General features: G+C 63.2%; 23 protein-coding genes and 1 tRNA gene. 15 read left to right on the top strand and 9 right to left on the bottom strand.

What is annotated here, in order from left to right; genetic code table 11:
* Nucleotides 1-7: 7 nt before the first annotated feature.
* Nucleotides 8-1,621, bottom strand: coding sequence for an apolipoprotein N-acyltransferase (gene lnt, locus ELX51_RS19485; protein ID WP_127755052.1), 1,614 nt, complete (start codon nt 1,619-1,621; stop codon nt 8-10).
* A gap of 136 nt (nt 1,622-1,757) precedes the next feature.
* On the opposite strand from lnt, the gene tsaB reads away from it, so the two are divergent.
* From tsaB to ELX51_RS19470, 3 genes are all read left to right on the top strand, one after another.
* Nucleotides 1,758-2,375 (top strand): tRNA (adenosine(37)-N6)-threonylcarbamoyltransferase complex dimerization subunit type 1 TsaB, encoded by a 618-nt coding sequence (tsaB, locus tag ELX51_RS19480; protein WP_127755051.1) that lies wholly within the window; start codon nt 1,758-1,760, stop codon nt 2,373-2,375.
* On the top strand, nt 2,372-2,851 hold the full coding sequence (rimI, locus tag ELX51_RS19475) for a ribosomal protein S18-alanine N-acetyltransferase (RefSeq protein ID WP_127755050.1): 480 nt from the start codon (nt 2,372-2,374) through the stop codon (nt 2,849-2,851). Before tsaB ends, rimI begins: the two co-directional genes overlap by 4 nt.
* 85 nt (nt 2,852-2,936) lie before the next feature.
* The gene (locus ELX51_RS19470; RefSeq protein WP_127755392.1) at nt 2,937-3,338 is read left to right on the top strand and encodes a Fur family transcriptional regulator; all 402 of its coding nucleotides are present in this window, start codon (nt 2,937-2,939) and stop codon (nt 3,336-3,338) included.
* Between the two features lie 312 nt (nt 3,339-3,650).
* Here ELX51_RS19470 and ELX51_RS19465 read toward each other — a convergent pair whose 3' ends face one another.
* The 4 genes from ELX51_RS19465 to ELX51_RS19450 all read right to left on the bottom strand — a co-directional run bounded on the left by ELX51_RS19465 (nt 3,651) and on the right by ELX51_RS19450 (nt 6,075).
* Entirely contained in the window at nt 3,651-3,902 is a 252-nt protein-coding gene (locus ELX51_RS19465) for a hypothetical protein (protein WP_127755049.1), read from the bottom strand.
* A gap of 102 nt (nt 3,903-4,004) precedes the next feature.
* Nucleotides 4,005-5,309, bottom strand: a complete 1,305-nt coding sequence (gene pncB, locus ELX51_RS19460) for a nicotinate phosphoribosyltransferase (RefSeq protein ID WP_127755048.1) — start codon at nt 5,307-5,309, stop codon at nt 4,005-4,007.
* 148 nt (nt 5,310-5,457) lie between these two features.
* Nucleotides 5,458-5,533: transfer RNA gene (locus ELX51_RS19455), tRNA-Ala, on the bottom strand.
* A gap of 140 nt (nt 5,534-5,673) precedes the next feature.
* A complete protein-coding gene (locus ELX51_RS19450) occupies nt 5,674-6,075 on the bottom strand; it encodes a TIGR02300 family protein (RefSeq protein ID WP_127755047.1) in 402 nt (133 codons plus the stop codon).
* Nucleotides 6,076-6,205: 130 nt separating this feature from the next.
* Between ELX51_RS19450 and ELX51_RS19445 the strand changes: the two genes are divergently transcribed.
* The 11 genes from ELX51_RS19445 (at nt 6,206) to ELX51_RS19395 (ending at nt 16,357) form a co-directional block, all read left to right on the top strand.
* A complete protein-coding gene (locus ELX51_RS19445; RefSeq protein WP_127755046.1) occupies nt 6,206-6,850 on the top strand; it encodes a (d)CMP kinase in 645 nt (214 codons plus the stop codon).
* Between the two features lie 94 nt (nt 6,851-6,944).
* Complete coding sequence (gene rpsA, locus ELX51_RS19440) at nt 6,945-8,711, top strand: 30S ribosomal protein S1 (protein WP_282567568.1); 1,767 nt, start codon at nt 6,945-6,947, stop codon at nt 8,709-8,711.
* A gap of 64 nt (nt 8,712-8,775) precedes the next feature.
* Complete coding sequence (locus ELX51_RS19435; RefSeq protein WP_248305197.1) at nt 8,776-9,282, top strand: GNAT family N-acetyltransferase; 507 nt, start codon at nt 8,776-8,778, stop codon at nt 9,280-9,282.
* Nucleotides 9,283-9,348: 66 nt separating this feature from the next.
* Nucleotides 9,349-10,314 (top strand): signal peptide peptidase SppA, encoded by a 966-nt coding sequence (gene sppA / locus ELX51_RS19430; RefSeq protein ID WP_127755044.1) that lies wholly within the window; start codon nt 9,349-9,351, stop codon nt 10,312-10,314.
* Nucleotides 10,315-10,348: 34 nt separating this feature from the next.
* Nucleotides 10,349-10,630 (top strand): integration host factor subunit beta, encoded by a 282-nt coding sequence (locus tag ELX51_RS19425; protein WP_127755043.1) that lies wholly within the window; start codon nt 10,349-10,351, stop codon nt 10,628-10,630.
* Nucleotides 10,631-10,658: 28 nt separating this feature from the next.
* Complete coding sequence (locus ELX51_RS19420; protein ID WP_127755042.1) at nt 10,659-11,021, top strand: lipopolysaccharide assembly protein LapA domain-containing protein; 363 nt, start codon at nt 10,659-10,661, stop codon at nt 11,019-11,021.
* A 32-nt stretch (nt 11,022-11,053) separates the two neighbouring features.
* Nucleotides 11,054-11,701 carry a phosphoribosylanthranilate isomerase gene (locus ELX51_RS19415; protein ID WP_127755041.1) on the top strand — a complete coding sequence of 216 codons (648 nt, stop codon included), beginning with the start codon at nt 11,054-11,056 and terminating at the stop codon, nt 11,699-11,701.
* Nucleotides 11,702-11,784: 83 nt separating this feature from the next.
* Nucleotides 11,785-12,996, top strand: a complete 1,212-nt coding sequence (trpB, locus tag ELX51_RS19410; protein ID WP_127755040.1) for a tryptophan synthase subunit beta — start codon at nt 11,785-11,787, stop codon at nt 12,994-12,996.
* A 74-nt stretch (nt 12,997-13,070) separates the two neighbouring features.
* Nucleotides 13,071-13,898, top strand: a complete 828-nt coding sequence (gene trpA, locus ELX51_RS19405; RefSeq protein WP_127755039.1) for a tryptophan synthase subunit alpha — start codon at nt 13,071-13,073, stop codon at nt 13,896-13,898.
* Nucleotides 13,899-13,994: 96 nt separating this feature from the next.
* Entirely contained in the window at nt 13,995-14,966 is a 972-nt protein-coding gene (accD, locus tag ELX51_RS19400) for an acetyl-CoA carboxylase, carboxyltransferase subunit beta (protein WP_127755038.1), read from the top strand.
* A 98-nt stretch (nt 14,967-15,064) separates the two neighbouring features.
* Nucleotides 15,065-16,357 (top strand): folylpolyglutamate synthase/dihydrofolate synthase family protein, encoded by a 1,293-nt coding sequence (locus ELX51_RS19395; RefSeq protein ID WP_127755037.1) that lies wholly within the window; start codon nt 15,065-15,067, stop codon nt 16,355-16,357.
* Between the two features lie 75 nt (nt 16,358-16,432).
* Here ELX51_RS19395 and trxA read toward each other — a convergent pair whose 3' ends face one another.
* The 4 genes from trxA to ELX51_RS19375 form a co-directional block, all read right to left on the bottom strand.
* Complete coding sequence (gene trxA, locus ELX51_RS19390; protein WP_127755036.1) at nt 16,433-16,756, bottom strand: thioredoxin; 324 nt, start codon at nt 16,754-16,756, stop codon at nt 16,433-16,435.
* Nucleotides 16,757-16,834: 78 nt separating this feature from the next.
* Entirely contained in the window at nt 16,835-20,269 is a 3,435-nt protein-coding gene (gene addA, locus ELX51_RS19385; RefSeq protein ID WP_164854932.1) for a double-strand break repair helicase AddA, read from the bottom strand.
* Entirely contained in the window at nt 20,266-23,280 is a 3,015-nt protein-coding gene (addB, locus tag ELX51_RS19380; protein ID WP_164854931.1) for a double-strand break repair protein AddB, read from the bottom strand. Before addB ends, addA begins: the two co-directional genes overlap by 4 nt.
* Nucleotides 23,277-23,969: a nucleotidyltransferase family protein gene (locus ELX51_RS19375; RefSeq protein ID WP_127755033.1), complete on the bottom strand. Its 693-nt coding sequence runs from the start codon at nt 23,967-23,969 to the stop codon at nt 23,277-23,279. Before ELX51_RS19375 ends, addB begins: the two co-directional genes overlap by 4 nt.
* 217 nt (nt 23,970-24,186) lie before the next feature.
* Here ELX51_RS19375 and metK point away from each other — a divergent pair, with 217 nt between their 5' ends.
* Complete coding sequence (gene metK / locus ELX51_RS19370; RefSeq protein WP_127755032.1) at nt 24,187-25,443, top strand: methionine adenosyltransferase; 1,257 nt, start codon at nt 24,187-24,189, stop codon at nt 25,441-25,443.
* Nucleotides 25,444-25,479: the final 36 nt, after the last annotated feature.

Raw genomic sequence — 25,479 nt, 5'->3', positions numbered from 1 at the left:
AGCCTAGCTAGCGCCGCCGGGGCCGCTCGGCGCGCCAGGCTAGCACCGAGATCAGCAGGCCCAGCGCCAGAACGGCGAGCAAGGGCCAATGGCGCCATTGGGCAAACGGCGTGCTGGCCAGCCGTTCGGACGGGCGCACATCGAGCGCGGCCATCTCCAGGGGCGCCAGCTGCCCGGTGATGCGGCCCAGCGGATCAGTGGCAAAGGTAATGCCAGTATTGGCCGCCCGGATCAGGCTCATCCCCTCTTCCACTGCCCGCACCCGAGCATGGTGGGCATGTTGGGCCGGACCGATTGAGCCGTCGAACCAGGCATCATTGGTGATGTTGAACAGGAACTGGGCTTTGGCCGTGTCGCCCAGATCACCGGAAAACAGGATTTCGTAGCAGATCAGCGCCAATAGAGCCGGCGTCCCCGGCAGGTTCAGCAAGCGCCGGCGCGCGTCGCCATGGCCCCAGCCTTCCGCTCCAGGCACGAATTGCTTGATACCAAGTTGGGCAAAGAAGTCCTGAAAGGGCAGGAACTCGCCAAAGGGCACCAGGTGAGCCTTGTCGTAGCTCTCGATCACCTCACCATCGCTGTTGATCGCCAGAATGGCATTGAAGGGCGGACCGGATGGGCTGGTCGCGCCCGGAGCAAGCTGCTGGCGCGGCGCTCCGGTAAAGAGGATGGTGTCGTCCGGCAGCATGCGGGCAATACGCGCCAGCGCATCGGGATAGGACGCCAGAAAGAAGGGCAAACTGGATTCGGGCCAAACCAGATGCGTGATGTCGGCAAGACCCTGGTCCTGCGGATCCATCCGGATTTCCGACAACATCAGCAGCCGGTCGATGAGGCCAGCCGGATCCACCCGGGCCCAGTTGGCATGCTCATAAACCAAAGGCTGCACGAGGCGCATAGCGATATCGGTACGCTCGGCGACCGGGGTGCCTGCCAGCCGGTTAAAGCCATAACCAAGCTGGCCAGCCAGGACCGCCAGCGACAGGAAGAACGGAAGCAGCCGCCGCGACAGCGGGCGCCCGTCAGCGGGCCAGATCAGGGCCGGCGTCATTGCCAGGAGGGCCGCAACAAAGGTGAGGCCATAAACGCCCACAAGGGCCGTCGCCTGCATCATCTCCGTTGTCGGCGTCAGGGCATAGCCAAGCAGGTCGAAGGGAAAGCCGGTCAGCACATGGCCGCGCGCCCATTCGGCGGCGGTCACAAAGGTCGCGAGCGTCACAATGCGCCAAGGTCCGGTGGACCAGAGTAGGTGCGCGCCAGCGCTGCCCAACCCCCAAAACAAGGCGATCAAAGCGGCAAGGGCCAAGATGGCAAAGGGCATCAGCACCAGCATGACGCCGCCATCCACAAAGAAAGCCGCGCCCAACCAGTGAAACGCGACTGTGAAATAGCCCCAGCCGAAGGCAAAACCAATGGTGAAGGCTGGTCCGAACAATCTCGGCCAGCCGCGGCCATGCTCGGCACCATCGAGGCACCAGACCCAGACGGGAAACGCCAGGAACAGCGCCGGCAACACGAACAATGGGGGCACAGCGAGCCCGGCCACCGCCCCGGCCAGCACCAGCAGCACGAGACGGCGCCAACCATGGCTCAGCATGGCGGTCTCGGCCAGCCAGGTCATTGCGAACTACTGCGCGAATCGGGGTGCATGGGCGCAAGCTGGCTGCGCAAAGCCCCAGCGTCAAGGCGCTGCCCGAGGCACATTGACGAGTTGATCGGTCTCGACACCGAAGGACGACGCCGCTAGAGCGATAGCTATGCAGACCCTGCCCATCACCCTCGCCATTGATACTGCTGCGCCCCAGCTGCAGCTCGCTCTGCTGCTCGCGGATGGAAGCGTGGATGTGCTAGTCGACGAGATCGCCACCGGCCATGCCGAATTGATCTTCGGGCGGCTCGCGGCGCTGCTGGAGCGCAATGGGTTGAGTTATGCCGATCTCGGGCGGGTGGCCGTCTCGACGGGGCCCGGTTCCTTTACCGGCTTGCGGATCGGGCTTTCCGCTGCCCGAGGCATAGCGTTGGCCCGGGGCATCCCGGTGGTGGGTGCCCCGACCCTTTTGGCCCTTTCCCTCTCCGCTTCAAGCGAGGGGCCGATAGCGGTGCTGCTCGATGCGCGGCGGGGTGAGGCCTATTCCCAGACTTTCAGCACTAGAGGCGTTCCGGCCGGTGCAGCGCAATTGCTGCCCATGGCGCAAGCGGAAGCTGCGGTGCCAGCAGGGGCAACTCTGCTGCGCGGCCCCTTCATCGATGTCAGCTTGCTGGCCCGCTTTGGGGCTACCGCTGATCCGGCCGACTATCCCCCGGAAGCTGCCTATGTGCGCGAAGCAGATGCCAAGCCCCAGGCTGCCGCCCGCATACCCCGGCTCGCCCCGTGAGAAAGCTGTGGCTGGGGCCGCATGGCCTGCATGTGGAGCCCGCCCAGGTAGGCGATGCCGAGGTCTTGGCCGCTATTCACGCCCAGGGCTTCTTTCGTGGCTGGTCTCGCGAGGAGTTTGCCGACTTCCTCCAGGAAACGGAATGCACTACCCTGGTCGCCTGTGACCCACGGCGCCAAGTTGCCGGTTTCATCCTGGTGCGACTGATTGGTGATGAGGCGGAATTGCTCAGCATTGCCGTTGAGCCTAAATGGCGGGGCAAGCGGGTGGGCCAGGCTCTGCTGCGAGCGGCTCTGGATGATCTGCTGTTTACCAATGCCCGCCGCATGTTCCTGGAAGTGGATGAGCGCAACAGTGCAGCGCTGCGACTTTATCGCAGTCATGGCTTTGTGGAAGTGGGTAGGCGCAAGGGCTATTATCCCCGCCCGGACGGTTCGGCAGCCACCGCGCTTGTCATGGCCGCCGATCTTGGCTAACTCCTTCCTATAGCCTTGGCAGGACCCGCTTGTGAGCAAGACCAGCAGCGAACCGACCCTGGAAGAGGCCTGTGTGGCGCAGGGCATGCGCATGACCGACCAGCGCCGGATCATCGCCCGCGTGATCCAGGACAGTGCTGACCATCCCGTCGTCGAGGAATTGCACCGGCGCGCAGCGGCGATCGACGCCGGCATCTCACTATCCACAGTCTACCGGACGCTCAACCTGTTTGAGGAAGCCGGCCTTGTCACCAAGCACGATTTTAAGGATGGACGCGCCCGGTTCGAACTGATTCCCGACGAGCACCACGACCACCTCATCGATGTTCGAAGCGGAAGGGTAATCGAGTTCCGCAACGAGGAAATCGAGGCGATCCAGGAAGTGATTGCCAAGCGGCTGGGATACCGGCTGGTGGATCATCGCCTCGAGCTTTATGCCGTGCCGATCGAAACCGGATCCAAGCCCGCCAAGGGCGAGCCGCAGTAGCACTGCCATCCCAAGTTAACACTAACCGCCGAGCCTTCTAGCGTTAACGAGCCTTCGACGAGTACAGCATCCTTGCTGGCGCTGCAGGGAGGTTGGCGTGGCTTGGCAATTGATCGCGATCTGGACGCTAGTGGTGCCCGCCGTGCTGTGGTTTGCAGTGGATGAGCGGCAAGAGCATCGTCGCCGGCGGAGGGCGGCCCGGCTCTGCCCTTCCCCTGCCCCACGAGCCGCAACAGAGGCTCAAAACGCTCAGACTTTTCCCGGCCTTTCGCCCGCCTACCGCGCCTTCCTGCAGACCACAGGCAATCAGCCCTATACCTGATCGAGCTTCGATTTCAGCCGCGCCAAAATGTCGGCGGCTTTCACCAGCAAGGCCATGTCGATATCTTCTTCGCTCATGGTTTCGGACGTGTTGGCCCAAACCGGGATATCCAGATCGTGGCGCTGTTCGCGCCCATCGCGTATTTCGGTCAGCACGGCGCGCACCTTGCCGGTTACGCGGTTAGGCAAGCGGGGATGGGCGCTTTTATGCGCTACGGCAATGTCGATAAGTTGGTAAGTCAAACGGTTCCGGCCCTGTGGACAGGCAACGATGCTGGACGTTTAGCGTTCCAGCCCAGTTAACCGCCTCGAACTAAAGGCGGTTCTCCACAGCGTGCGGGCGGGTCAAACGCGCACGGCGTGCTCTACCCGGCCAGCATCGCCAAAAACGCGCAGATAACGCTCAATTTCGCTTTTCTCGCCCGTCGCCTTGGCCGGATTATCGGACAGCTTGACCGCCGGCCGCCCATTGGCCTCGCTGACCTTGATGACGATCGAGATTGGGTCCAGTCCCGGATTGGGCTCTGGCGCGCAGCCTTCAAAATCATTGGTCAGGTTGGTGCCCCAGCCAAAGGCCATGCGCACGCGCCCGTCGAAGTGCAAATAGGCCTCTTCGATCATGTCCACATCGAGCCCATCGGAAAAGATCAGCAATTTGTCACGCGGGTCGCGCCCCCGCTCCTGCCACCAACGGATGATGCGTTCGCCGCCAGCGATGGCGGGGGCACTATCTGGGCGGAAGCCAGTCCAGTCGGCGACCCAATCGGGGGCATGCTTGAGAAAGGAATCAGTGCCAAAGGCATCGGGCAGCACGATCTTGAGATTGCCGCCATAATAGCTTTCCCAGTCCTGCAGCACGCCATAGGGGGCCTCGCGCAGGGCGTCATCGGTCTTGGCCAGCGCCGCGAGGACCATTGGGAGCTCATGCGCATTGGTGCCGAGAGCCTCGAGATCGGTATCCATGGCCAGCATGACATTGGAGGTACCGGTAAAAGCTTCCCCGATCCCTTCCTTGAGGGCCTCGACGCACCAGCGCTGCCAGAGGAAAGAATGGCGCCGGCGTGTGCCAAAATCGGAAATGCGCAATTCCGGCAGCTTTTGCAGCCGTTCGACCTTTTCCCACATCTTGGCCTTGGCCCGTGCGTAGAGCACATCGAGCGTGAAGGGCCCGTAGCGCTTCATCGCGGCGCGGCTGCGCAACTCGTTGATGATTGAAAGGGCGGGAATCTCCCACATCGAGGTTTCCAACCACTTGCCTGGAAATTCCAGCACGAACTGACCGTCGCGCTGCTCCAGATGGTATTCCGGCAGCCGGAAGTCTTCGAGCCATTGCAGAAAGGCTGGCTCGAAAATCTGGCGCGAGCCGTAAAAGGTATTGCCGGCCAGCCAGATCATTTCTTTTTTGGAGAAGCGCAGAGTGCGCGCGTGATCAAGCTGGGCGCGCAACTCGGTGATGTCGATCTCATGGGCAAGCTGAACCGAGCGGGTGCGGTTGATCAGCGAGAAGGTGACGTCGATCTTGGGGTACAAGCCCCAGATCATCTGCAGCATCAACAGCTTATAGAAGTCGGTGTCCAGCAGGCTCCGGATGATCGGGTCGAGCTTCCAGGTATGATCATAGACCCGCCGAGCGATATCTGTTGTGGGCACGCGGTTCACCTCCAGCTGACGCGGCCGCCTTGTAGCGCGGCGGGCGGTGGATGGAAAGCGGCTGCAGCGGGTTGGGTCGCCGAGTGATTGAGAACCCTCGATCGGGGCTCAACCCGAGAATAGTCTCGACAGGGAGTTATCGAAAGATTGGTGGAGCCAAGCGGGATCGAACCGCTGACCTCTTGCATGCCATGCAAGCGCTCTCCCAGCTGAGCTATGGCCCCATCTTTTCGGGTTCGTCCGGGTCATTCCCGTCCGAAGCGAGGCGGAACCTATTGGATGCTCCGTCCCCTTGCAAGTGCCTAAATGACACTTTTTTATTTCGCCGGCCAAAAGCTTGGCCGGCGAAAAAATTCAAGCGAAATCAACGATCCTCGTCACCGCCAACATCAAATGCCAAGCTGTCGTCCTCGTCGTCTTCCTCTTCCAGGAACACGTCTTCGTCGTCGCCGAGTTCCTCGTCGACCTCGACATCCTCGACATCAGGGATTTCGTCCTCGCCGGCTTCTTCAGCATCGGCGTCCTCGAGCGAAACGATCTCGGGCGCCGCTGCGTCGACGACCTCGTCTTCTTCTTCCGTCTCGTCTTCTTCCTCAACTTTCCGGGCGGTTGCCGGGGAAGCCTTGCCGACCAGCACCTGCTCGAAGTAGGACCGCGGATAGCTCTTGCCCGTATAAGGCGAGACGATCGGGTCCATGTTGAGGTCGTAGAACTTCTTGCCGGTGTCGGGATCGGTCCGCTTGGTGCCGCGTTCGGAACTGGCCATGGGTGGTCCTCGTCGATGGGGGAGCGCGGGGCAAGCCCCGCTTTGGCTCGTCCGGTTATGGGCAAACCTTGCCCCTGTCAAACCGAAAATGCTAAGCCCGCCCCGCCGTTCCAGCCGCCCGGAGAAAGCCATGATCATCGCCGTCGACGGACCAGCTGCTTCGGGCAAGGGCACGCTCGCGAGCGGCCTCGCCCGCCATTACGGGCTGCCGCATCTGGATACGGGCCTGTTGTACCGCGCTGTCGGGCAGGCGGTGGACGGCTTTGAGGACGCGCCGGATTTTGAGAACCGCGCCATCGCAGCGGCCCGGAAGCTTGATGAGGCGGACTTGCAGTCCGAACTACTGCTTTCGGCGCGGGCCGGCCAGCTGGCGTCCAAAGTCGCCGTGATTGGAGAAGTCCGTCAGGCACTCTTTGACTATCAGCGCCAGTTTGCCCTGCAGGAGGGCGGTGCCGTACTCGATGGTCGCGACATCGGTACCGTGATCTGCCCCGAGGCGGACGCCAAGCTCTTTATCCAGGCTGATTCCAAGTCGCGGATGGAACGACGGGCGCGCCAGCTGGAATTGCGCGGCCAGGTGGTTGATCGCTACGCCCTTTATCACCAAATAGAAGAGCGGGATGCCCGGGACATGGCCAATCCCCATGGCGGTTTTTACAAGGCGGCGGACGCGCACTTGCTCGACACCACGCTTCTCGATATAGAAGCCGCACTCCGCGCAGCCATCGCTATTGTCGATGGAGCCATCAGGCGCAAGGCAGGGCTCGTGCCCTAATTCAATCCTTGCGCATGCTTGCTTCGGCTGCCGGGCAGAATACCCAACATTGCCGTTCCGATCGGGCGCCCGCGCGCCGGCATCTGACCAACAGATGGCGAGCCCCCATTGCGACAATGCCAACCCCCAACCGCCGGCGCATCTGGAGATGAATTTGGCACAGCAAACTGTGACTAAAGAAGATTTTGAATCCCTGTTGATGGACTCGTTCATCGACAACGAGCCTTTGGAAGGCACCGTCGTCAAGGGAACCGTGGTCGCGATCGAAAAGGATCTGGCGATCATCGATGTCGGTCTCAAGACCGAAGGGCGCATTGCGCTCAAGGAATTCGGCCAGGCTGGCCGTGACGGCACCATCACCGTCGGCTCGGTCGTGGAAGTCTATGTCGATCGCGTCGAGAACGCGATGGGCGAAGCGGTGCTGAGCCGCGAGAAGGCCCGCCGTGAAGAGAGCTGGGTCAAGCTCGAAGAAATGTACAACAATAACGAGCGCGTTGAAGGCACGATCTTCAACCAGGTCAAGGGCGGCTTCACGGTCGACCTCGAAGGCGCCATCGCCTTCCTGCCGCGCTCGCAGGTCGATATCCGCCCAATCCGCGATATCGCTCCCCTGATGAACGTTCCCCAGCCCTTCCAGATCCTCAAGATGGACAAGCGCCGCGGCAATATCGTCGTGTCGCGTCGCGCCATTCTGGAAGAATCCCGCGCTGAACAGCGTTCGGAAATCGTCCAGCAGCTGGAAGAAGGTCAGGTTGTCGACGGCGTGGTCAAGAACATCACCGATTACGGTGCGTTCGTGGACCTCGGCGGTATCGATGGTCTGCTCCACGTCACCGACATCGCTTGGCGCCGGGTCAATCACCCGTCCGAAGTGCTCACGATCGGCGAGACCATCAAGGTCCAGATCGTGCGCATCAACCACGAATCGCACCGCATCAGCCTCGGCATGAAGCAGCTGCAGGCCGATCCGTGGGAAGGCATCGAAGCCAAGTACCCGATCAACGCCAAGTTCTCCGGTCGCGTCACAAACATCACCGACTACGGTGCGTTTGTGGAGCTGGAGCCAGGCATTGAAGGCCTGATCCACGTCTCAGAAATGAGCTGGACCAAGAAGAACGTCCACCCCGGCAAGATCGTCTCCACCTCTCAGGAAGTGGAAGTGGTGGTGCTCGAGGTCGATCCCGACAAGCGCCGTATCTCGCTTGGCCTCAAGCAGACCCTGGCCAATCCGTGGGAATCGTTTGCTGACAAGTTCCCCGTGGGTTCGGTCATCGAAGGCGAAGTCAAGAACAAGACCGAATTTGGTTTGTTCATCGGCCTCGAAGGCGATGTGGACGGCATGGTGCACCTCAGCGACCTCGATTGGCAGAAGTCCGGCGAAATCGCGCTCGACGACTACAACCGCGGCGACATGGTGCAGGCCAAGGTGCTCGACGTCGATGTCGAGAAGGAACGTATCTCCCTGGGTATCAAGCAGCTAGCCACCGGCGAGACTGCATCCTCGGCTGAGGGCGAGACCGGCGGCATCCGCAAGGGCGCTGTGGTCACCGGCACCGTGATCGACGTCAACGATGGCGGCATTGAAGTCAAGCTGGCCGATAGCGACATGACGGCCTTCATCCGCCGCGCCGACCTGTCGCGTGATCGCAACGACCAGCGTCCCGAGCGTTTCAGCAAGGGCGAAAAGGTCGACGCACGCGTCACCCAGTACGATCGCAAGACCTCGCGCATCCAGCTCTCGATCAAGGCGCTGGAAATTGCCGAGGAAAAGGAAGCCGTGGCCAATTACGGTTCCTCCGATTCGGGCGCTTCGCTCGGTGACATCCTGGGCGCTGCGCTCAAGGGTCGCGACAACAACTAAGATCGGCTTCATGCCATCTGGACCCGCGCTTTCTAGCGCGGGTCCTTTCTTTTGCGGGTATGCCATGACAAGCAAGGGTATTCACTGGCGGGGCATGACGACGCTGGATCTGCCGGCGGTGCAAGCTATTGCCGCTTGCGTGCATCCCAGCTTTCCCGAGGATCTTGCGGTGTTTGCCGAGCGCCGCGCCTTGTACCCGGATGGCGCCTGGCTGCTGGACATCAATGGCGCACCGAGCGGTTATTTCCTCACCCACCCTTGGACTGCCGGCACCATGCCCAAGCTCAATCAGCTTTACGGCACCCTGCCGAGCGGGCCGCCCACCTATTATCTGCACGATCTGGCACTGCTGCCCCAGGCTCGCGGCCATGGAGCGGCGGGAGTGATCGTCGAGCAGGTGCTGGACCACGCCAGGCGCGCCGGCTTTGCCACGGCTAGCCTTGCTGCCGTCAATGGCTCGGCGCCGTTCTGGAGCCGGCACGGCTTCGTCCCTGTTGATGTGCCCGAGTTGCGCGAAGCGCTGCTGAGCTATGAAGACGCAGCGCAATATATGGTGCGGCAACTGAGCTGACCCGCCGCATGCTTGCTTTCCCGCGGCTGCCTCGCTACCGCTTGGCGGGCAAAGAGTGAGCCGATCATGACCGACCAGCCTTCTCCTGAGCCTACCCGCCCGCCCGATCCGCATGGGGCGCTTGCTGCCGCCCATTTCCGCCGCTCACGCGGTTGGTGGCGCATTGTTGCTGCGCTCGCCATCGTCGTGGCCATTCTGGCGCTGCTTGGCCGGTTCGCTGGGGGCGATGGCGTGGTCGGCGACCACATTGCCCGGGTTGTGATCGATGGCGCGATCAGCACCAATCGTGATCGGCTGGAAGCGTTGGAAGAGCTCGCCGAGGACGACAGCGTCACCGCTGTCATTGTGGCCATCAACTCACCTGGCGGCACGACTGCGGGCGGCGAGGAACTCTATGAAGCGCTGAGCCGACTGCGCCAAACCAAGCCTGTTGTCGCGGTGGTCCAGGAACTGGGCGCATCGGCCGCCTATATGACCGCCATCGCCGCAGATCGCGTTTTGGCGCGACGACTGTCCATCGTTGGCTCCATTGGCGTGCTGTACCAGCATGTGAATGCCGGCAAGCTGATGGATATAATTGGCGTCAATCTCGACAAAGTTGCTTCAGGCCCGCTCAAGGCTGAACCCGACTTTGATGAACCTTTGGTGGGCCCAGCACGCGAATCCATCGCGGCCCTCGTCAACGACAGCTTTGAGTGGTTCGTAGACGTAGTGGCGGAACGGCGGGGCTTGCCGCGCCCCGAAGCGCTGGCGCTGGCGGACGGGCGTATTGTCACAGGGCGAATGGCTGTTGCAAGCAAACTGATCGACGGTATCGGGTCCGAGCGTGAGGCGGTTGAGTGGCTAGTGGCGGAGCGCGGCATTGCCGAGGATCTGGAGCTTGTGACCGCCTGGCCCAAACCTGATCAGGGTCTGGGCTGGATCGGCGCCATGATCTCCGGGCAGGCGCGGGCGGCACTCGGGCTGCCTCCTGCCGGTGCCATCGCGCTTGACGGGTTGGTTTCGCTTTGGCAGGTTGACCCCGCCTCGTGAGTGGGGACGGATTAGGGCACCTTCGGAGCCAAACATGATCAAGTCGGAACTCGTCGAGAAACTTGCGGCCGAAAATCCGCACCTGTTCCAGCGCGATATCGAAAACATCGTCAATGCCATTCTGGATGAGATCGGCGATGCAATGGCGCGGGGCGACCGGGTGGAACTGCGTGGGTTCGGGGCCTTTTCGGTCAAGAACCGGCCGGCGCGCCTCGGGCGCAATCCGCGTACTGGCGAGCAGGTGGATGTGGGGGAGAAATACGTTCCCCAGTTCAAGGCTGGCAAAGAAATCCGCGAGCGGCTAAACCGTTCGTAACGGGCACACAGCCTAAGGCAGCGCTTTTATGGTCAAGAAAATCGTCGGCTGGCTGGTTCTGGTGCCGCTATGCGCCCTCTTGATCGTGTTCGCGCTGGCCAACCGCCATTTCGTGCTGATCAACTTCAACCCGTTCGTGCCGGTCGAATCCATGGCGACACCCGGTTATGGCGTGCCGTTGTTCGTCGTACTGTATGTCGTGTTGCTGGTGGGCGTGCTCCTGGGGGGTATTGCCACCTGGTTCGCCCAGGCTCGCCATCGCAGTGGCGAGCGGCATTGGCGGCGTGAAGCCTATGCCTTTCAAAGCGAGCTTGAAAGCTTGCGCAAAACCCCGGCAGCGGGCGCAAACGCTCCCCTTGCTGAAGTCGACGATCTTCTGGAACTGCGCTGATGCGCAGCTTGCCCCCCAATTCGTGACAGGCGATGGTAGACCCCCTCATCATCAAGATTTGCGGCATCAAAACCACTGAAATGCTGGAAACCGTCATTGAGGCAGGCGCCGACATGGTGGGCTTCGTGCATTTCGTGCGCTCGCCGCGCCACTGCACCATCGAGGATATTGCCGGGCTGATTTCCACGGCTCGCGGCCGGATCGAGAGCAGCGTGTTGCTGGTCAATCCGGACAATTCCTGCGTTGCGGAAGTAGCGGCGCTCGGCCCAGACTGGATCCAGTTGCATGGGCCCGAAAGCCCGCACCGCGTCGCTGCGATCCGCGCTGAAGCGGGCGTTGAGATTATCAAGGCGGTGCCGATCGGGTCTGCCGACGATGTCGCCAATGTGTCCGGGTTTGCCGATGTAGCGGATCGCATTCTGCTCGATGCCAAGCCGCCCAAGGGAGCCGACCGTCCCGGCGGGCTGGGGGAAACCTTTGACTGGTCCTTGCTCCGGGCGCTCGACCCCGCAATTCCCTTCATGCTTTCGGGCGGACTGACCCCCACCACGGTGGCCGACGCCATCCAGACGGTGCGCCCGATGGGCGTCGATGTGTCCTCGGGTGTGGAATCAGCGCCCGGCGTCAAGGACAAGCGCCTGGTCGAAGCCTTTATCCGGAACGCCCGCGCTGCGCTTTGAGTTTGCAATTGGGACGTTGCAGGGCCTATTGAAGCGGCAAGCTCCGGCTTCCTTTCTGCTCCGCGATCGATTGGCGAGACCCCATGGACGGCATCAACTCTTTACGCAATGGCCCTGATGAAGCGGGCCGATTTGGCCCATATGGCGGCCGGTTCGTTGCCGAAACGCTGATGCCGCTGATTTTGGATCTGGAGGCTGCCTATCGCGCCGCGCAAAAAGATCCGGCCTTTGCCGCCGAACTGAACGACCTGTCGACCCATTACGCCGGCCGGCCGAGCCCGCTTTATTTTGCCGAGCGGCTAACTGAGCATCTTGGTGGAGCCAAGGTGTGGTTCAAGCGTGAAGAGCTGAACCATACCGGCTCGCACAAGATCAACAATTGTCTGGGGCAGATCCTGCTCGCACGCCGCATGGGCAAGACGCGCGTCATCGCAGAGACCGGGGCGGGGCAGCACGGTGTGGCGACCGCTACCGTTTGCGCCAAGTTCAATCTGCCCTGCACCATCTTCATGGGTGCGACAGATGTCGAGCGGCAGATGCCGAACGTGTTGCGCATGAAGATGCTGGGCGCTGAAGTGCGGCCCGTCACTGCCGGAGCGGGCACGCTCAAGGACGCGATGAACGAGGCGCTGCGCGACTGGGTTACCAATGTGGAGTCCACATATTACCTGATCGGCACTGCCGCGGGTCCCCACCCCTATCCTGAGATGGTGCGCGATTTTCAGTCGGTGATCGGCACTGAACTCAAGGAACAGTTCCGGCAGGCCGAGGGCAAGCTGCCCGAAGCGATCGTGGCCTGCGTGGGCGGCGGCTCCAATGCCATCGGTACCTTCCATGCTTTCCTTGATGATCCGGAGGTCGCGATCTATGGCGCCGAGGCCGGCGGCCATGGCATTGAGGTGGAGAACGGCCATGCGGCGTCGATGACTGGCGGCCGTCCCGGCGTGCTGCACGGCAACCGCACCTATCTGCTGCAGGATCGCGACGGGCAGATCCTTGAAGGTCACTCGATTTCGGCCGGCCTCGATTATCCCGGCGTCGGACCCGAGCACTCCTTCCTGCACGACACCCAGCGCGTCACCTATGTGCCCATCACGGACACCGAAGCCGTCGAAGCCTTCCAGCTGTGTACCCGGCTAGAGGGCATCATCCCGGCGCTGGAATCGGCCCATGGCCTGGCGCAGGTGATCAAGCTTGCCCCCACGATGCCGAAGGAGCAGTCGGTGGTGCTATGCCTCTCGGGCCGGGGTGACAAGGATGTGGAGAGCGTTGGCCGACGCCTGGGTCTGCTCTGACGCGACAGCGGCTGTCGTTGACAGCTGCCCGCTTCTGCTCCTAAACCGCCCAGTTGCTCCCATCGGAACCATTCATGTTTCAATCCCGTATCGACAAGCGTTTTGCCCAGCTCAAGACCGAGGGCCGCCCGGCGCTCGTGACCTTTGTGATGGCGGGGGATCCAGATCTCGCCACGGGCCAGGCCATCTTCGAGGCCTTGCCGCAAGCGGGCGCTGATGTGATCGAATTGGGCATGCCGTTTTCCGACCCCATGGCCGATGGCGTTGCCATTCAGTTGGCTGGTCAGCGAGCTCTGGCTTCGGGCCAGACCTTGCGCGGCGTGCTCGGCATGGTGGAAGATTTCCGCCGTAAGGATGAAACCACGCCGGTTGTGCTGATGGGCTACTACAATCCCATCTTCTCCTTTGGGGTCGAGCGTTTTGTCGCCGCCGCCAAGGAAGCAGGCGTTGACGGGCTGATTATTGTCGACCTGCCCCCCGAGGAGGATGAGGAGCTGTGCCTGCCTGCGCTCGCGGCTGGCATCAACTTCATTCGCCTGACCACGCCGACGACGGACGACAAACGCCTGCCCAAGGTGCTGCAGAACACGTCCGGCTTTGTGTATTACGTATCTATGACCGGCGTGACAGGATCGGCGATCAAGTCGCGCGGCGCTGTCGGCGAGGCGGTTGACCGGATCAAGGCCCATACCAATCTGCCGGTCGCCGTTGGCTTTGGCATCAAGACCGCAGAAGACGCCGCCGAGATCGGGCGCCATGCCGATGGCATCGTGGTTGGCTCGGTTCTGGTGGACGCGGTGCGCAATTCGCTGCAGGACGGCAAGGCCACCGGCGCAACCGTTGGGGCAGTGCGCGACTTGGTGGCGACCCTTGCCGGCGGCGTGCGGCGCGCCCGCGCGTGAAACCTCGCCACAATGGCGATTGTGGTCGCCGCTGATAACAATGCCACAATCGTCTCCTAAGCCATCCTTTCGCGACCAATCCGCCGAGGCTTTCGCATGAACTGGATCGATAACTTCGTCCGCCCGAAAATCCGCTCGTTCCTCAACACGAAGCGCGACACGCCGGAAAACCTCTGGGTCAAGGACCCCGAGTCGGGCGAGATGGTGTTCTATCGCGATCTGGAAGCCAATCAGTGGGTGGTGCCCAATTCGGGCTATCACATGAAGATCAAGCCGGCCGATCGGCTCGCCACCTTTATGGACGAAGGCCGCTATGACCTGGTGCCGGTGCCCGCAGTGCCGCAGGACCCGCTGAAGTTCCGCGACCAGAAGCGCTATACTGACCGGCTCAAGGAAAACCGCGTCAAGACGGGCTACGAAGATGCGGTGATTGTCGCCACCGGTACGCTTTATGGTCACGCGATTACGGTGACGGTGCAGGACTTCGACTTCATGGGCGGCTCGCTCGGCATGGCCGCCGGACAGGGCATCATTACCGGGCTGGAAACGGCACTTGAGCGCAAAACGCCGATGGTGCTGTTTGTGGCTTCGGGCGGTGCGCGCATGCAGGAGGGCATCTTGTCGTTGATGCAGATGCCGCGCACCACGGTTGCCGTGCTGCGGCTGCGCGAAGCGGGGCTGCCCTTCTTTGTCGTGTTCACCAACCCCACCACGGGCGGCGTTACCGCGTCCTATGCGATGCTGGGCGATGTGCATATTGCCGAACCGGGCGCCTTGATCTGCTTTGCCGGGCCGCGCGTTATCGAGCAGACCATTCGCGAAAAGCTGCCCGAGGGCTTCCAGCGCTCGGAATATCTCTATGAGCACGGCATGGTCGACATGGTAGTGCACCGCCACAATCTGCGCTCCACCATCGGCTCGCTTGCCGGCATCTTCACCAAGACCGAGCCGGTAGCGGAACTCGCCTCGTCCTCACCGCTGCTGCAGCAGGTAACGCTGCGTGAAGTGGCGGTGGCGGCAGAAGCGGATGACGAGGCGCGGCCGCAGCCCCCGGCCTATGCCGAATAGCGCCAGCCGCTGATTGCGACTGATCAGCCGATCTCGCGCTGCTCGCTTGAGCGGCGGCGAGATCGGGGCTAGGGAGTGCCGTCCAGTCAGGGGGCCCCATGTCGCGTACCGACCTCATTTTACAACGCCTTTCGGGGCTTCATCCCAAATTGATCGATTTGGGGCTGGAGCGTATCGAACGGTTGCTTGAGGCGCTGGGGCGGCCACAGGATCGGCTGCCGCCGGTGATCCATGTCGCGGGCACCAATGGCAAAGGCTCGACCATCGCCTTCATGCGCGCCTTTCTGGAGGCCGCGGGGCAATCGGTGCATGTTTACACCTCCCCTCACCTCGTGCGCTTCAACGAGCGCATCCGGCTTGGTGGGCAGCTCGTGCCGACGCGCCGCCTCAACGAGGCCCTGGAGCGGGTGGAGCGGGTCAATGGGGGCGAAAACATCACCCTCTTCGAGGTGACCACCGCCGCCGCGTTCCTGCTATTCAGCGAAACACCGGCCGATTTCCTGCTGCTCGAAGTGGGCATGGGCGGCATCTATGACACCACCAATGTCGTTGCCCAGCCCCGAGGCGTCGTTATCACACCCGTGGACCTCGATCACCAGGCATTCCTCGGCAACACCATTGCCGAGATCGCCGTCAGCAAGGCCGGCATTCTCAAGCGCGGCAGCCCGGCCGTCATCGGCTATCAGCAGCCCGAAGGTCGCGATGTGATCGAGCGGGCGGCACGCCGGCTTGGCGTTCACCCCGCCTTTCAGGGCGAGGATTTTCACGGGCATCTGGAAGATGGGCGTCTGGTGTTCCAGGATGGCGATGGCCTCCTCGATCTGCCTCCGCCAGCCCTTTTTGGCGATCACCAGGTGGACAATGCCAGCCTCGCCATTGCCGCCGTACGGCGCTTCGGTTTGCCGGTCGACAAGCAGGCACTGGAGAGGGGGCTGAGGACGGTTTACTGGCCCGCGCGCATGACCCCGCTCACGGGCAAGTTGCGCGATGCCTTGCCCCCCGATGCAGAACTCTGGCTCGATGGTGGCCATAATGCCCATGGCGCTGCCGCACTGGCCCGCGCGCTGGCGGCTCTCCAGGGCCAGCGCCCAGCCCCGCTGGTGCTGATCATGGGTATGATGAACAACCGCTCGCCTGCGATCTTCCTTGAGCCCCTCAGGCAATTCAATCCGCAGGTTGTGGGTTTGACCATTCCCGGCGAAACCAATGCCCACGAGGCTTCCGCTATCGCGCAAGCCGCCCAGGCACTTGGCCTTGAGGCCAGCCCCCAGCGCTCGCTTGGCGCCGCGATCCGCAAGGCCGCGGGTGTTCCGAGCGCGCGGGTCGTGATTTGCGGCTCGCTCTATCTTGCCGGGCACGCGCTGGCGCTCAATGGCACGCCGCCCCACTGAGCAGCGTCACCGCACACAAAAACACCGCCGGATCGCTCCGGCGGTGTCAGCTAATCTCGTGATCGGTCGATCAGCTTAGGCGGCGTGCGAGGACAGCCACTTGCTGAGGCCGGCCTTGGGCGTGCCGGCGCCGATCTTCATGTCGGCCGCTTCACCGTCCTTGAACAAGATCATGGTCGGGATGGAGCGAACGCCGTATTTGACGGTGGTGGAGGGGTTTTCGTCGATGTTGAGCTTGACGATCTTGACCTTGCCAGCCAACTCGGTCGACAGCTCATCGAGCACGGGTGCGATCGCCCGGCAGGGCCCGCACCATTCGGCCCAGAAATCGACCAGAACGGGCTCTTTGGAATTCAGAACTTCCTCGCCGAAATTGGCGTCGGAAACGTGTTTGGTCATCAAAATTGCCTTTTGGTTGAAAGCGGTGCTTTGTTTGCTCCCAAAGCTGGGAAGAGTCTAGCGTTTCAGCAAGCAGACTCACCGGATGGTGAAACCCTCGCGCGCCTCGTGCAAGAGGTGGGGTGGAAGATACATCAATGATTCCAGCGTCGTCCACAGGATGGCGGCCCGCACCCGCAGTCCAGGGAAGAGCTGTTCTGCAACCAGTGCATACAACCCCAGCTGGGTCAGGTAGTTCCGCGCCACTAGTTCAGGTGCATCAGGAACGATGGCGTCGGATTTGAAGTCGATCACCAGAACGCTGTCGGCATCGACGACGATACGGTCCATGCGCCCCGCCAGCCGAATTGGCGCGCCGTTTTGGACGGCATCAAACAGAAACGGCACCTCCGCGCGGCTCGAGGCGCCGAAGAGCCCCGCCAGCTCGGGCCGAGTCAGGATGGATATAGCCTTGGCGCCCACGATCGGCTGTCGTTCCGGCGCCTCGGGCAGGAGCGCCGCGACGGCCTTCGGCACAACCTGGGGCCAAAGCGCGGGCTCCACCCTGCCGAGATGCTGCAGCAACGCGTGGAGCGCAATGCCCTCGCGCCGCGAAGCCTCGGCGTCGCGCATCCCTTCAAGCGCGGTGCTGAAGGGGGTACGTGGCGCCCCCTGCGTGCCGGCTGCAGCCGGCGTGACGGTGGAAATGGCGCGGAAAGGTGGCAGAGGCTCAAGCGCAAGCATGCCCGCGCTCTGGGTCTCTTGGGTAGTCCCGCCAGCCAAGCCGGCCGGTTGCTTGCGATCGCGTGGAAAGACCAGCGCGGTTTCAACGCCATCGGTATCGGTGACGCTTTGGCTTAGCGGGCGGAGGGCGGCTTCCACGGCTGCATACCAACTGCCCTCGAGCTGCTTTCCGGCGTCGGTCCCGGGAGTGAGCGCACCGGTCAGGTAAAGCTCGTCCTCAGCCCGGGTCATGCCGACGTAAAGCTTACGCCAATATTCGTTGAGCAGATTGGCATCGATCCGCTGCTTAAGAGGCGAGGTTTCGGGCAAATGCCCGTTGGCGCCGCTTGCATGGATCAGGAGCGGGCCGGGATAGTCAGGCACGAGGTAGATCGGCCGCCCCACCTGTTGCGGGCGTGGTTTGTTGACGGCATCGGCAAGGATTACAATCGGGGCCTCGAGCCCCTTGGCGCCATGCACGGTCATGATGCGCACCCCTGCCCCCGATTCGGGCAGTTCCCGCTTGACGGTACCGCCAAGCCCCCGCATCGCCGCCACGAATCCCAGCAGCGAAGGTTGTTCGGTCTGCTCGTGGGCGAGAGCCAGTTCCAGTAACGCGGCCAGCACGTCGTCCACTTCGCTGCCGAGCCGGGCGTGAAAGCGCGCAAGCCCGTCTTCAGCATAAAGCACCTGGGCGAGAAACTCGAAGGGGCGCTCGAAATCGAGCTCGCCGCGCCAGCGATGGAGCCGTTCGTACGCCTCGGCGCAAGGGGCAATCGTACATCGGCTCAACGCCCGCCACAGGCTTTGCCCCTGCGCCCGCCCATGACTGAGGCCGAACAGATCATCCTCGGTGATGTCGAACAAGGGCGAGCGCAGCAAGGCCGCCAGTTGCAGATCGTCGGCGGGATTCAGCAGCACGTCGCAGAGCGCCAAGAGGTCCATGACCGCGATATGGCTGGTGACCCCCAACCGGTCGGCGCCCGGGGTGGGCAGGTCCCATTTGCGAAGCGCCCGGATAATCTCGGCAAAAAGCGGACCACGTGATTGCACGAGAATCAGGACGTCGTCGGCCCGCACCGGGCGGCCGCGGCCGGTGAGGGGACGCCCTCTCTTGATCCAGCCGCTGATCTCGGCGGCAATGCGTTCGGCGACTTGGCGTGGCGCGGTCTGCTCGATGGGCGGAACGCTGGTGGGCCACTCATCGTCCTCCCTGCCGCCCGCCGGCTGCTGCAGCGGGGGCCACAGGGTCACCGTACCACCCCGCATGGTGCGGGCGGCCTGGTGCTCCACCGGCTCGTTTTCCAGCAGGGCTTGACGCATCTCGGGGCTGTTGGTGACGAGGTCCACCGCCTGCAAGATTTCTGGTAGGGTGCGGAAGCTCGTGCGCAGGGGCACCGGTAGGAAGGGTGCGTCGGCTTCAGCGGCTAGCCGGCGGTAGAGCTGGCCGGTTTCGCCAAAGAGTTCAGGTTGGGCACCCTGAAATGAATAGATGGACTGCTTCTGATCGCCCACGGCGAAAAGGGAACGCGGCCGCGTCACCGCCCCTTCACCGGCAAAGAACTCGGCGGTGATCGCCTTGACCACCCGCCATTGCTCGCCATTGGTATCCTGGGATTCATCGACCAGGATGTGATCGATCCCGGCATCGAGCTTGTAGCGCACCCATTCGCCCGCTTCGCGCTCGAAGAGATCGGCAAGCCGCTCCACCAGGTCGTCGAAATCGAGCTTGGACTGCCGGCGCTTGGCATCCTCATAGCGTTGGTGGATAGCGCCCAGGATCTGAACAAAGGCCTCGCTACGCTCAACCAGTTCGAGCTTGCTCAATTCCGCATCGAGCCGAACCACGCGCTCCTGCTCGCGGTTCAGCAGATCGAAGAGATCGGGGCGCTTGGCCTGTTGGGCGGCCGTGAGCAGGCGCGAACGCGGCCCCTTATCCGTCAGGAAGAGGCGCCGCAGCTCGCCCGCGGTGATCAGATCGGGATTGCAGCGGGCAAGCATGTCAACAAAGCGCGCGCCCACCCCCTTGAGGGGATCGCCGGCAAATATGGTCACGAGATCACGGCAGCTAAGCGCGTCGAGCAGCGTATCGTTCTGGAGCTCGGCTTCCACCTCGGCGCTGGAGCGGTTGCCGGCATCCACCAGGCGCCGGAGATTCGCCCTTGCCCGGTCGGGGTGCTGCAGCACGGTCTTGAGCTTGCGCGCATCGGCCAGGGCATCGCCAATGGCCTTGCGGATTTGGTCATCGGAAAGGGTGCGAAAGAGGGTTTCGACGGCGCCTTCAACGCCGATGCCTTCGGCCAGCACCGCTTCGCGGGCGCCGAGCAGCATATCTTCGCGCGTGTCATCTTCCACTACGGAGAAGTCGAAGGGCACCCGCGCTTCGAGTGGAAACCGATGCAGCACGCTTTCGCAAAAAGCGTGAATGGTGTTGATGCGCAGACCCCCCGGGGTTTCCAGCGCGCGGGCAAAGAGGGTGCGGGCGCGCTCGCGCATAGCCGGGCGGAAGCTTGCGCCCTCAAGCTCGCGCAGGTCCTCATCGAGCGCCTGCTCCTCCATGGTTGCCCAGCGCGCCAATTCACGCGCCACCCGGCGCCGCATCTCGGCGGCCGCCGCCTTGGTATAGGTCAGGCACAAAATAGCCTGAGGATCGACGCCCGCGAGTAACAGGCGCAGGACGCGGCGCGTGAGCACGAAGGTCTTGCCCGAGCCCGCATTGGCCGACACCCAGATCGAGAGGCCGGGATCTGCCGCCTGGGCTTGGTTGGCGCGGGTATTGAACGGAACCTGAAGTTCGCCGCGATCGCTCACTGGTCGCCCTCCGTGCCATCCATGGCGCTCCATTCGGCGACCCGGGCAAGATGGTCATAGGCGCCCGCAAAGCGCTGACCGGCCAAGGGCAAGAGCCGGGACGGCATGGGCGTTTGGCGCAACAGGAAATGCTCCATATGGGCCTGGGCCCGACGCGCCAGTTCGTCGGCTGCCGACATCAGGTCGTGCCCTTCGGGGGGAACGAAGGCCTTGGGCACAAAGGCATCGGGACCCAAGCCGACCTTCACATAGGTCAGGGCAGCCGTATCGGCCGGCGCCACACCCTCCAGCGCGCCGACGCGCGCCATTTGCGCCTCGAGCAGCAGTTGAGGCACCTGGAAACTCTGCATCGCCGCCTTGTTGGGCGGAGTGCCGGTCTTGAAATCGACGATCTCGAGCGTGCCATCGACGCGCTCGTCCACCCGGTCGGCCCGGCCGGTGATGCGCATGGGTTCCTTGAGCTTGAGCGCCCAATCGCCATCGATCTCGGCATGGCGGCGCCGAATCTCGGCGTCACGGCTCCGCTCCCAATCGAGGAATTGCCGGGCAGCGGTATCGAAGCGGCGCAGCCAGATGTCGCGCCGCTCGGAAATGGCGTCGAGCCCGGCGAATTTGACTCGCGCAATGGCATTGAGGATGTCGATGGCGTCCGTGGCCATCGCATCATGACCATCGATCACGAACTGGGCAAAGATGTCGTGGATGATGGTGCCGCGTTCGCGGGCATCGGGCGGGCTGCCCAGGGCATCGATCGGGCGCAGGCCGAGCACGTGCTTGGCATAGAGATCATAGGGCGAGCGCATCAGGGTTTCGATCTCGGTGACCGAAAGGCGCCGTGGGCGCACTTCCACCGGCGGATTGGGTGCGGGGCGGGTCGCCGGTAGCACGGCCGCTACCGCGTCAAGCGCCCGCGCCTCCACGCACCAGCGGCTGCCGCGCGAACGCAACGCCTTGATGCACACGTCCCCCGCAAAGGCTTCGAGGCGTTGCAGGAGGCGCGAGGCGATGGCGGGGCTGGTGCCGATGCGTTCGGAAAAGGCGAGCAGCACTTGGCCATTACCCAGCGCCTGGGCAAAGTCGTGCGCGGCGAGGCCCTGCCGCCGCTCGGGCGGCTCGAGCCCGGCGGAAAGACGCATGCCGCGGCTGAGCCAGGGGCCGGGATCGGCCGGTTCGGGCCATTTGTCTTCGTTGAGCGCGGCGAGGATCAGCAGATCGGGGTTTTGCAGGCGCGCTTCGAGCTGTCCCCAGATGGTGATGTCAGTGCGCCGGGTTTCAAGCGTGCGCACCTGGAACCCGGCCATGAGGGCACGCAGCACCGCGTCAAGGCCGCGTGGGGCAAAGCGAAGGCCCTGCTCGCCGTGACCATCGAGTTCATTGGCCCAGGCCTCGAGTTCCCGGCGCCCCGGGATATCGGCGCCATCGGCGACACCGACAAAGCCGGCCAGCAAGGCCGAGGCGAGACCCGCCGCCGTGATCTCGGGCGCCGCCAGCAGCGCCTGCAAGGGCGCGAGGGCCGCCTCCACCATGTCGAGCAAGCCCGATATGTCGGCGCCCGCCCGCGGGTCCAGTCGTAAGGCCGGGAAGGCCGTGGTGCCATCGATGTTGGCCGTCAGCAGGGTGCGAATGCCGTCAAGGCCGGGGCTGGAGCGCTGCCCACGCAAAAGGCCCAGCTCGATCATGTCAGCGACCCGGGCGATCTCGCCACGGGAGCGGCCAAAAAGGGCGGCGCGGTTGCGCAGCAATGCCATGAGGTCAACGGCCGCACAGCCATTGGTGGCGAGCGCAAGGATTTCACGCACCAGCCGTCCCGCGGCAGATTGATAAAGGGGAGCGCCGGCGGCGTCATCCACCCGAACGTCCCAACGGGCCAGTTCCGCAGCAATCCGGCGCGCGAGGTTACGATCAGGCGTGACGATGCCCACGGTCTTGCGCTCTGCAAGCGCCGCTCGGGCCGCCAGGGCAATGGCGCGTGCTTCCTCGTCTTCGGTGCGCGCGGCAAGAATGCTCATGCCTGAAGTGGCGAGCGCAAGGGCTTCCTCGCTCATGCGCTGCTCGGACCAAATAGCGGTTTGGGGCGTTGGCGCGAGCGCGAGACGGACCAGGTCGGTACGGGCGGCGGGGGTATCCTCAAGCTCGATCACCTCACCGATCCCCGCTCCAAGCCCGCGCAGCAGCTTACTCAACCCATATTGCGGGTGGCCATGGGGATTGTTGGCATCATCAAGCAAGGCGGCATGATCAGCCTCGCTCATCGTCGTATCGAAGCCGGGCAGCACCAGCGCACCGCGAGGGAGCCGTTGAATGGCATCCAGAAGCCGCGCCGTTGCGGGAATGGAGCCCGTGGATCCGGCCGCAATTACCGGCCGGTCACCATAGAGCAAGGGCGCGGCGGCCGCCTGCCGGTCGAGGCGCAATGAGCGCAATGCGGCCGGATCGGCACGGCCCCGCTCGCGCAGGTGCTCGGGCCAGAACTGCAGGGCGATATCGAGGAAGCGCAGGGTTTGCTGCCAATAAGCACCGAGATTGCTTTCCACCCCAGCGGCGATAGCGCGCAGGTCGCCGGCGGTGCGCTCCTCGGTGGTCAGGTCATCGATCAGCTCACCCAGCGACTCGGCCATGGAGAGGATTTCGCCGGCCGTGGGCGGGGTCGAAAATGCCGCGCGACCTTCGCTGGTATTGGCCCAGGCGCCAACCAAGCGCGATAGCACCAGGCGCCGCTCCAGCCCGGACGCGGCCGGCGGCAGCAAGGGCGCATCGAAGGGCGGCAGGAACGGCTCTTCATCCTCCACTTCGCCACCAAAGGTCCGAATATCGGGCAATAGACCACCGCCACGCTGCCGAAAGGCTTCAGCAAGCCCTAGACGGGCGCGCTGCGTCGGGACAATCACGGTGATGTCGCTCAACCAGAAGGGCTGGCTGCGGTCCCAGTCGCCCAGCAGCGTGCCATCAAGAATTCGATCTGCCAGCCTGGGCAGGAAGGGCGCATGGGGCGCAATGGAAAAGATTGTCACGCCAGTTCCTGCTCCGCCGCCGCCAGTGCCTCGGGGTCGCCGACGTGAAACCAGTGTGCGTTCAACGCTACGCCGGCAAGGGTTTCCCGCTCCATTGCCCGGTCGAACAATTTGGTGAGGGAAAATGCCCCATCCGGGGTATCGGCAAAGGCCGCTTTGCCGAGGAGAGCGACGCCGGCATAGATTACCGGCGCGCCATAGTCCGGCGTGACCCTGCCGAAGGGATCAAGACAGAAATCGTGACTGCGCCCGAACCCCGTTGCCCGGCTGGGATGGACACAAAGCAGCACAGTTTCGGCTTCTCCTCCTTCCCAGCGCTCGAGCATGCGCGCGAGCGGCGTGTCAGCGCCGGGGAGCCAGAAGGCATCGGTGTTCATGACGAGGATCGGGTCGGAATGAAGCATGGGCAGCGCTGCCTTAACCCCGCCACCGGTGCCCAGCAGCGTGTCTTCGCGCGACACCTTGAGCAGGCCGCCGAAATGGGCGAGCAGCTGGTCGGCCCGATAATGGGCGTTGGCAACAAAGCGCTTGGCCCCTTCAGCGCGCGCACTTGCCATGACGCGCTCGATCAGCGGGGTGCCACTCACCGGTACAAGCGGCTTAGGCAAGGTTTGGGTGATGGGCCGAAGCCGGGTGCCAAGGCCGGCGGCCAGCAGCATGACGTCAGGGAATCGAGCGATTTCGGTCATGGGCCGATATGAAGGGCTGGACTCGACCCTGTCCAGACCTAGAGTTCTCGCTGTTGGTCCCCTGAACGCCGCCAGCCATGGGCAGGCTTTGCCCACCTTCACGCCAACGAGATATCAAGCTTTCTTTATATCCGCCTTGACCGCTACGGCCCCCGGTGCCAAAACCACCCCTGAAGAGGGGAAATGCTGCCCTTCTGACGGTAGCGGAGAACAAGGCGTGGCACGCTCTTCTTATCTTTTCACCTCTGAGTCGGTTTCGGAAGGCCATCCGGACAAGGTCTGCGACCGCATTTCCGATGAAATCGTGGATCTCGTCTTTCGCGAAGCCAAAAAAACCGGCATGGACCCGGCCAAGGTCCGCATTGCCTGCGAAACGCTGGCGACCACAAACCGCGTGGTGATCGCGGGTGAAGTGCGCGTGCCCGAAACATTGCTGAAAAAGGACAAGGACGGTAATGTCGTGCTCGACGGTGCCGGCCAGCCACGCGTCAATCCGGCTAAGTTCAAGGCCGCGGCCCGCAAGGCGATCCGTGCCATCGGTTATGAGCAGGCAGGCTTTCACTGGAAAACCTGCAAGATCGACGTGCTGCTGCATGGGCAATCCGCCGATATCGCAGCTGGTGTGGATGAGGCGGGCAACAAGGATGTCGGCGCGGGAGACCAGGGGATCATGTTCGGCTATGCCAGCCGCGAAACCCCCGAACTGCTGCCAGCACCGATCTTTTATGCCCACAAGATTCTCGATGTGCTGACCCAGGCGCGCAAGTCGGGAGTGGGTCCGGCGGCCGTGCTGGGGCCCGATGCGAAATCGCAGGTGACGGTGCGCTATGAGAACGGCAAGCCGGTTGGTGTTACCCAGATCGTGCTCTCGACGCAGCACCTTGATGAAGACCTGACCTCGGCCGATGTGCGAACGATTGTCGAACCCTTCGTGCGCGAGGCCCTGCCCGACGGCTGGATCGATGACGCGACGGTGTGGCACGTCAATCCAACCGGCAAGTTCGTGGTTGGTGGCCCCGATGGCGATGCCGGACTGACCGGCCGCAAGATCATTGTCGATACTTATGGCGGGGCTGCCCCCCATGGTGGTGGCGCCTTTTCAGGCAAGGATCCGACCAAGGTGGATCGGTCGGCCGCTTATGCAGCACGCTATCTCGCCAAGAATGTCGTAGCAGCAGGTCTGGCCGATCGCGCGACCATTCAGCTGTCCTATGCCATTGGCGTGGCACAGCCACTCTCGATCTATGTGGACCTGCATGGCACCGGCAAGGTCGAGGAAGAAGCCGTGGAGCTGGCTCTGGGCCAGGTGATGGATCTGACCCCGCGCGGTATCCGCACCCATCTCGATCTCAACAAGCCCATCTATGCCAAGACCTCCGCCTATGGCCATTTCGGCCGCAAGGCCGGACGGGACGGCTCGTTTTCGTGGGAAAAAACCGACCTCGTAGGGGCGCTCAAGGCGGCGGTAAAGTAGGAGCCCTTGGCGTAACGGGCAGCGGCCTGCTATAGC

The organism is Devosia sp. 1566, from assembly GCF_004005995.1.
In the GTDB taxonomy this organism is placed as follows: Bacteria; Pseudomonadota; Alphaproteobacteria; order Rhizobiales; family Devosiaceae; genus Devosia.
This window is presented reverse-complemented; position numbering and strand designations above follow the sequence as displayed.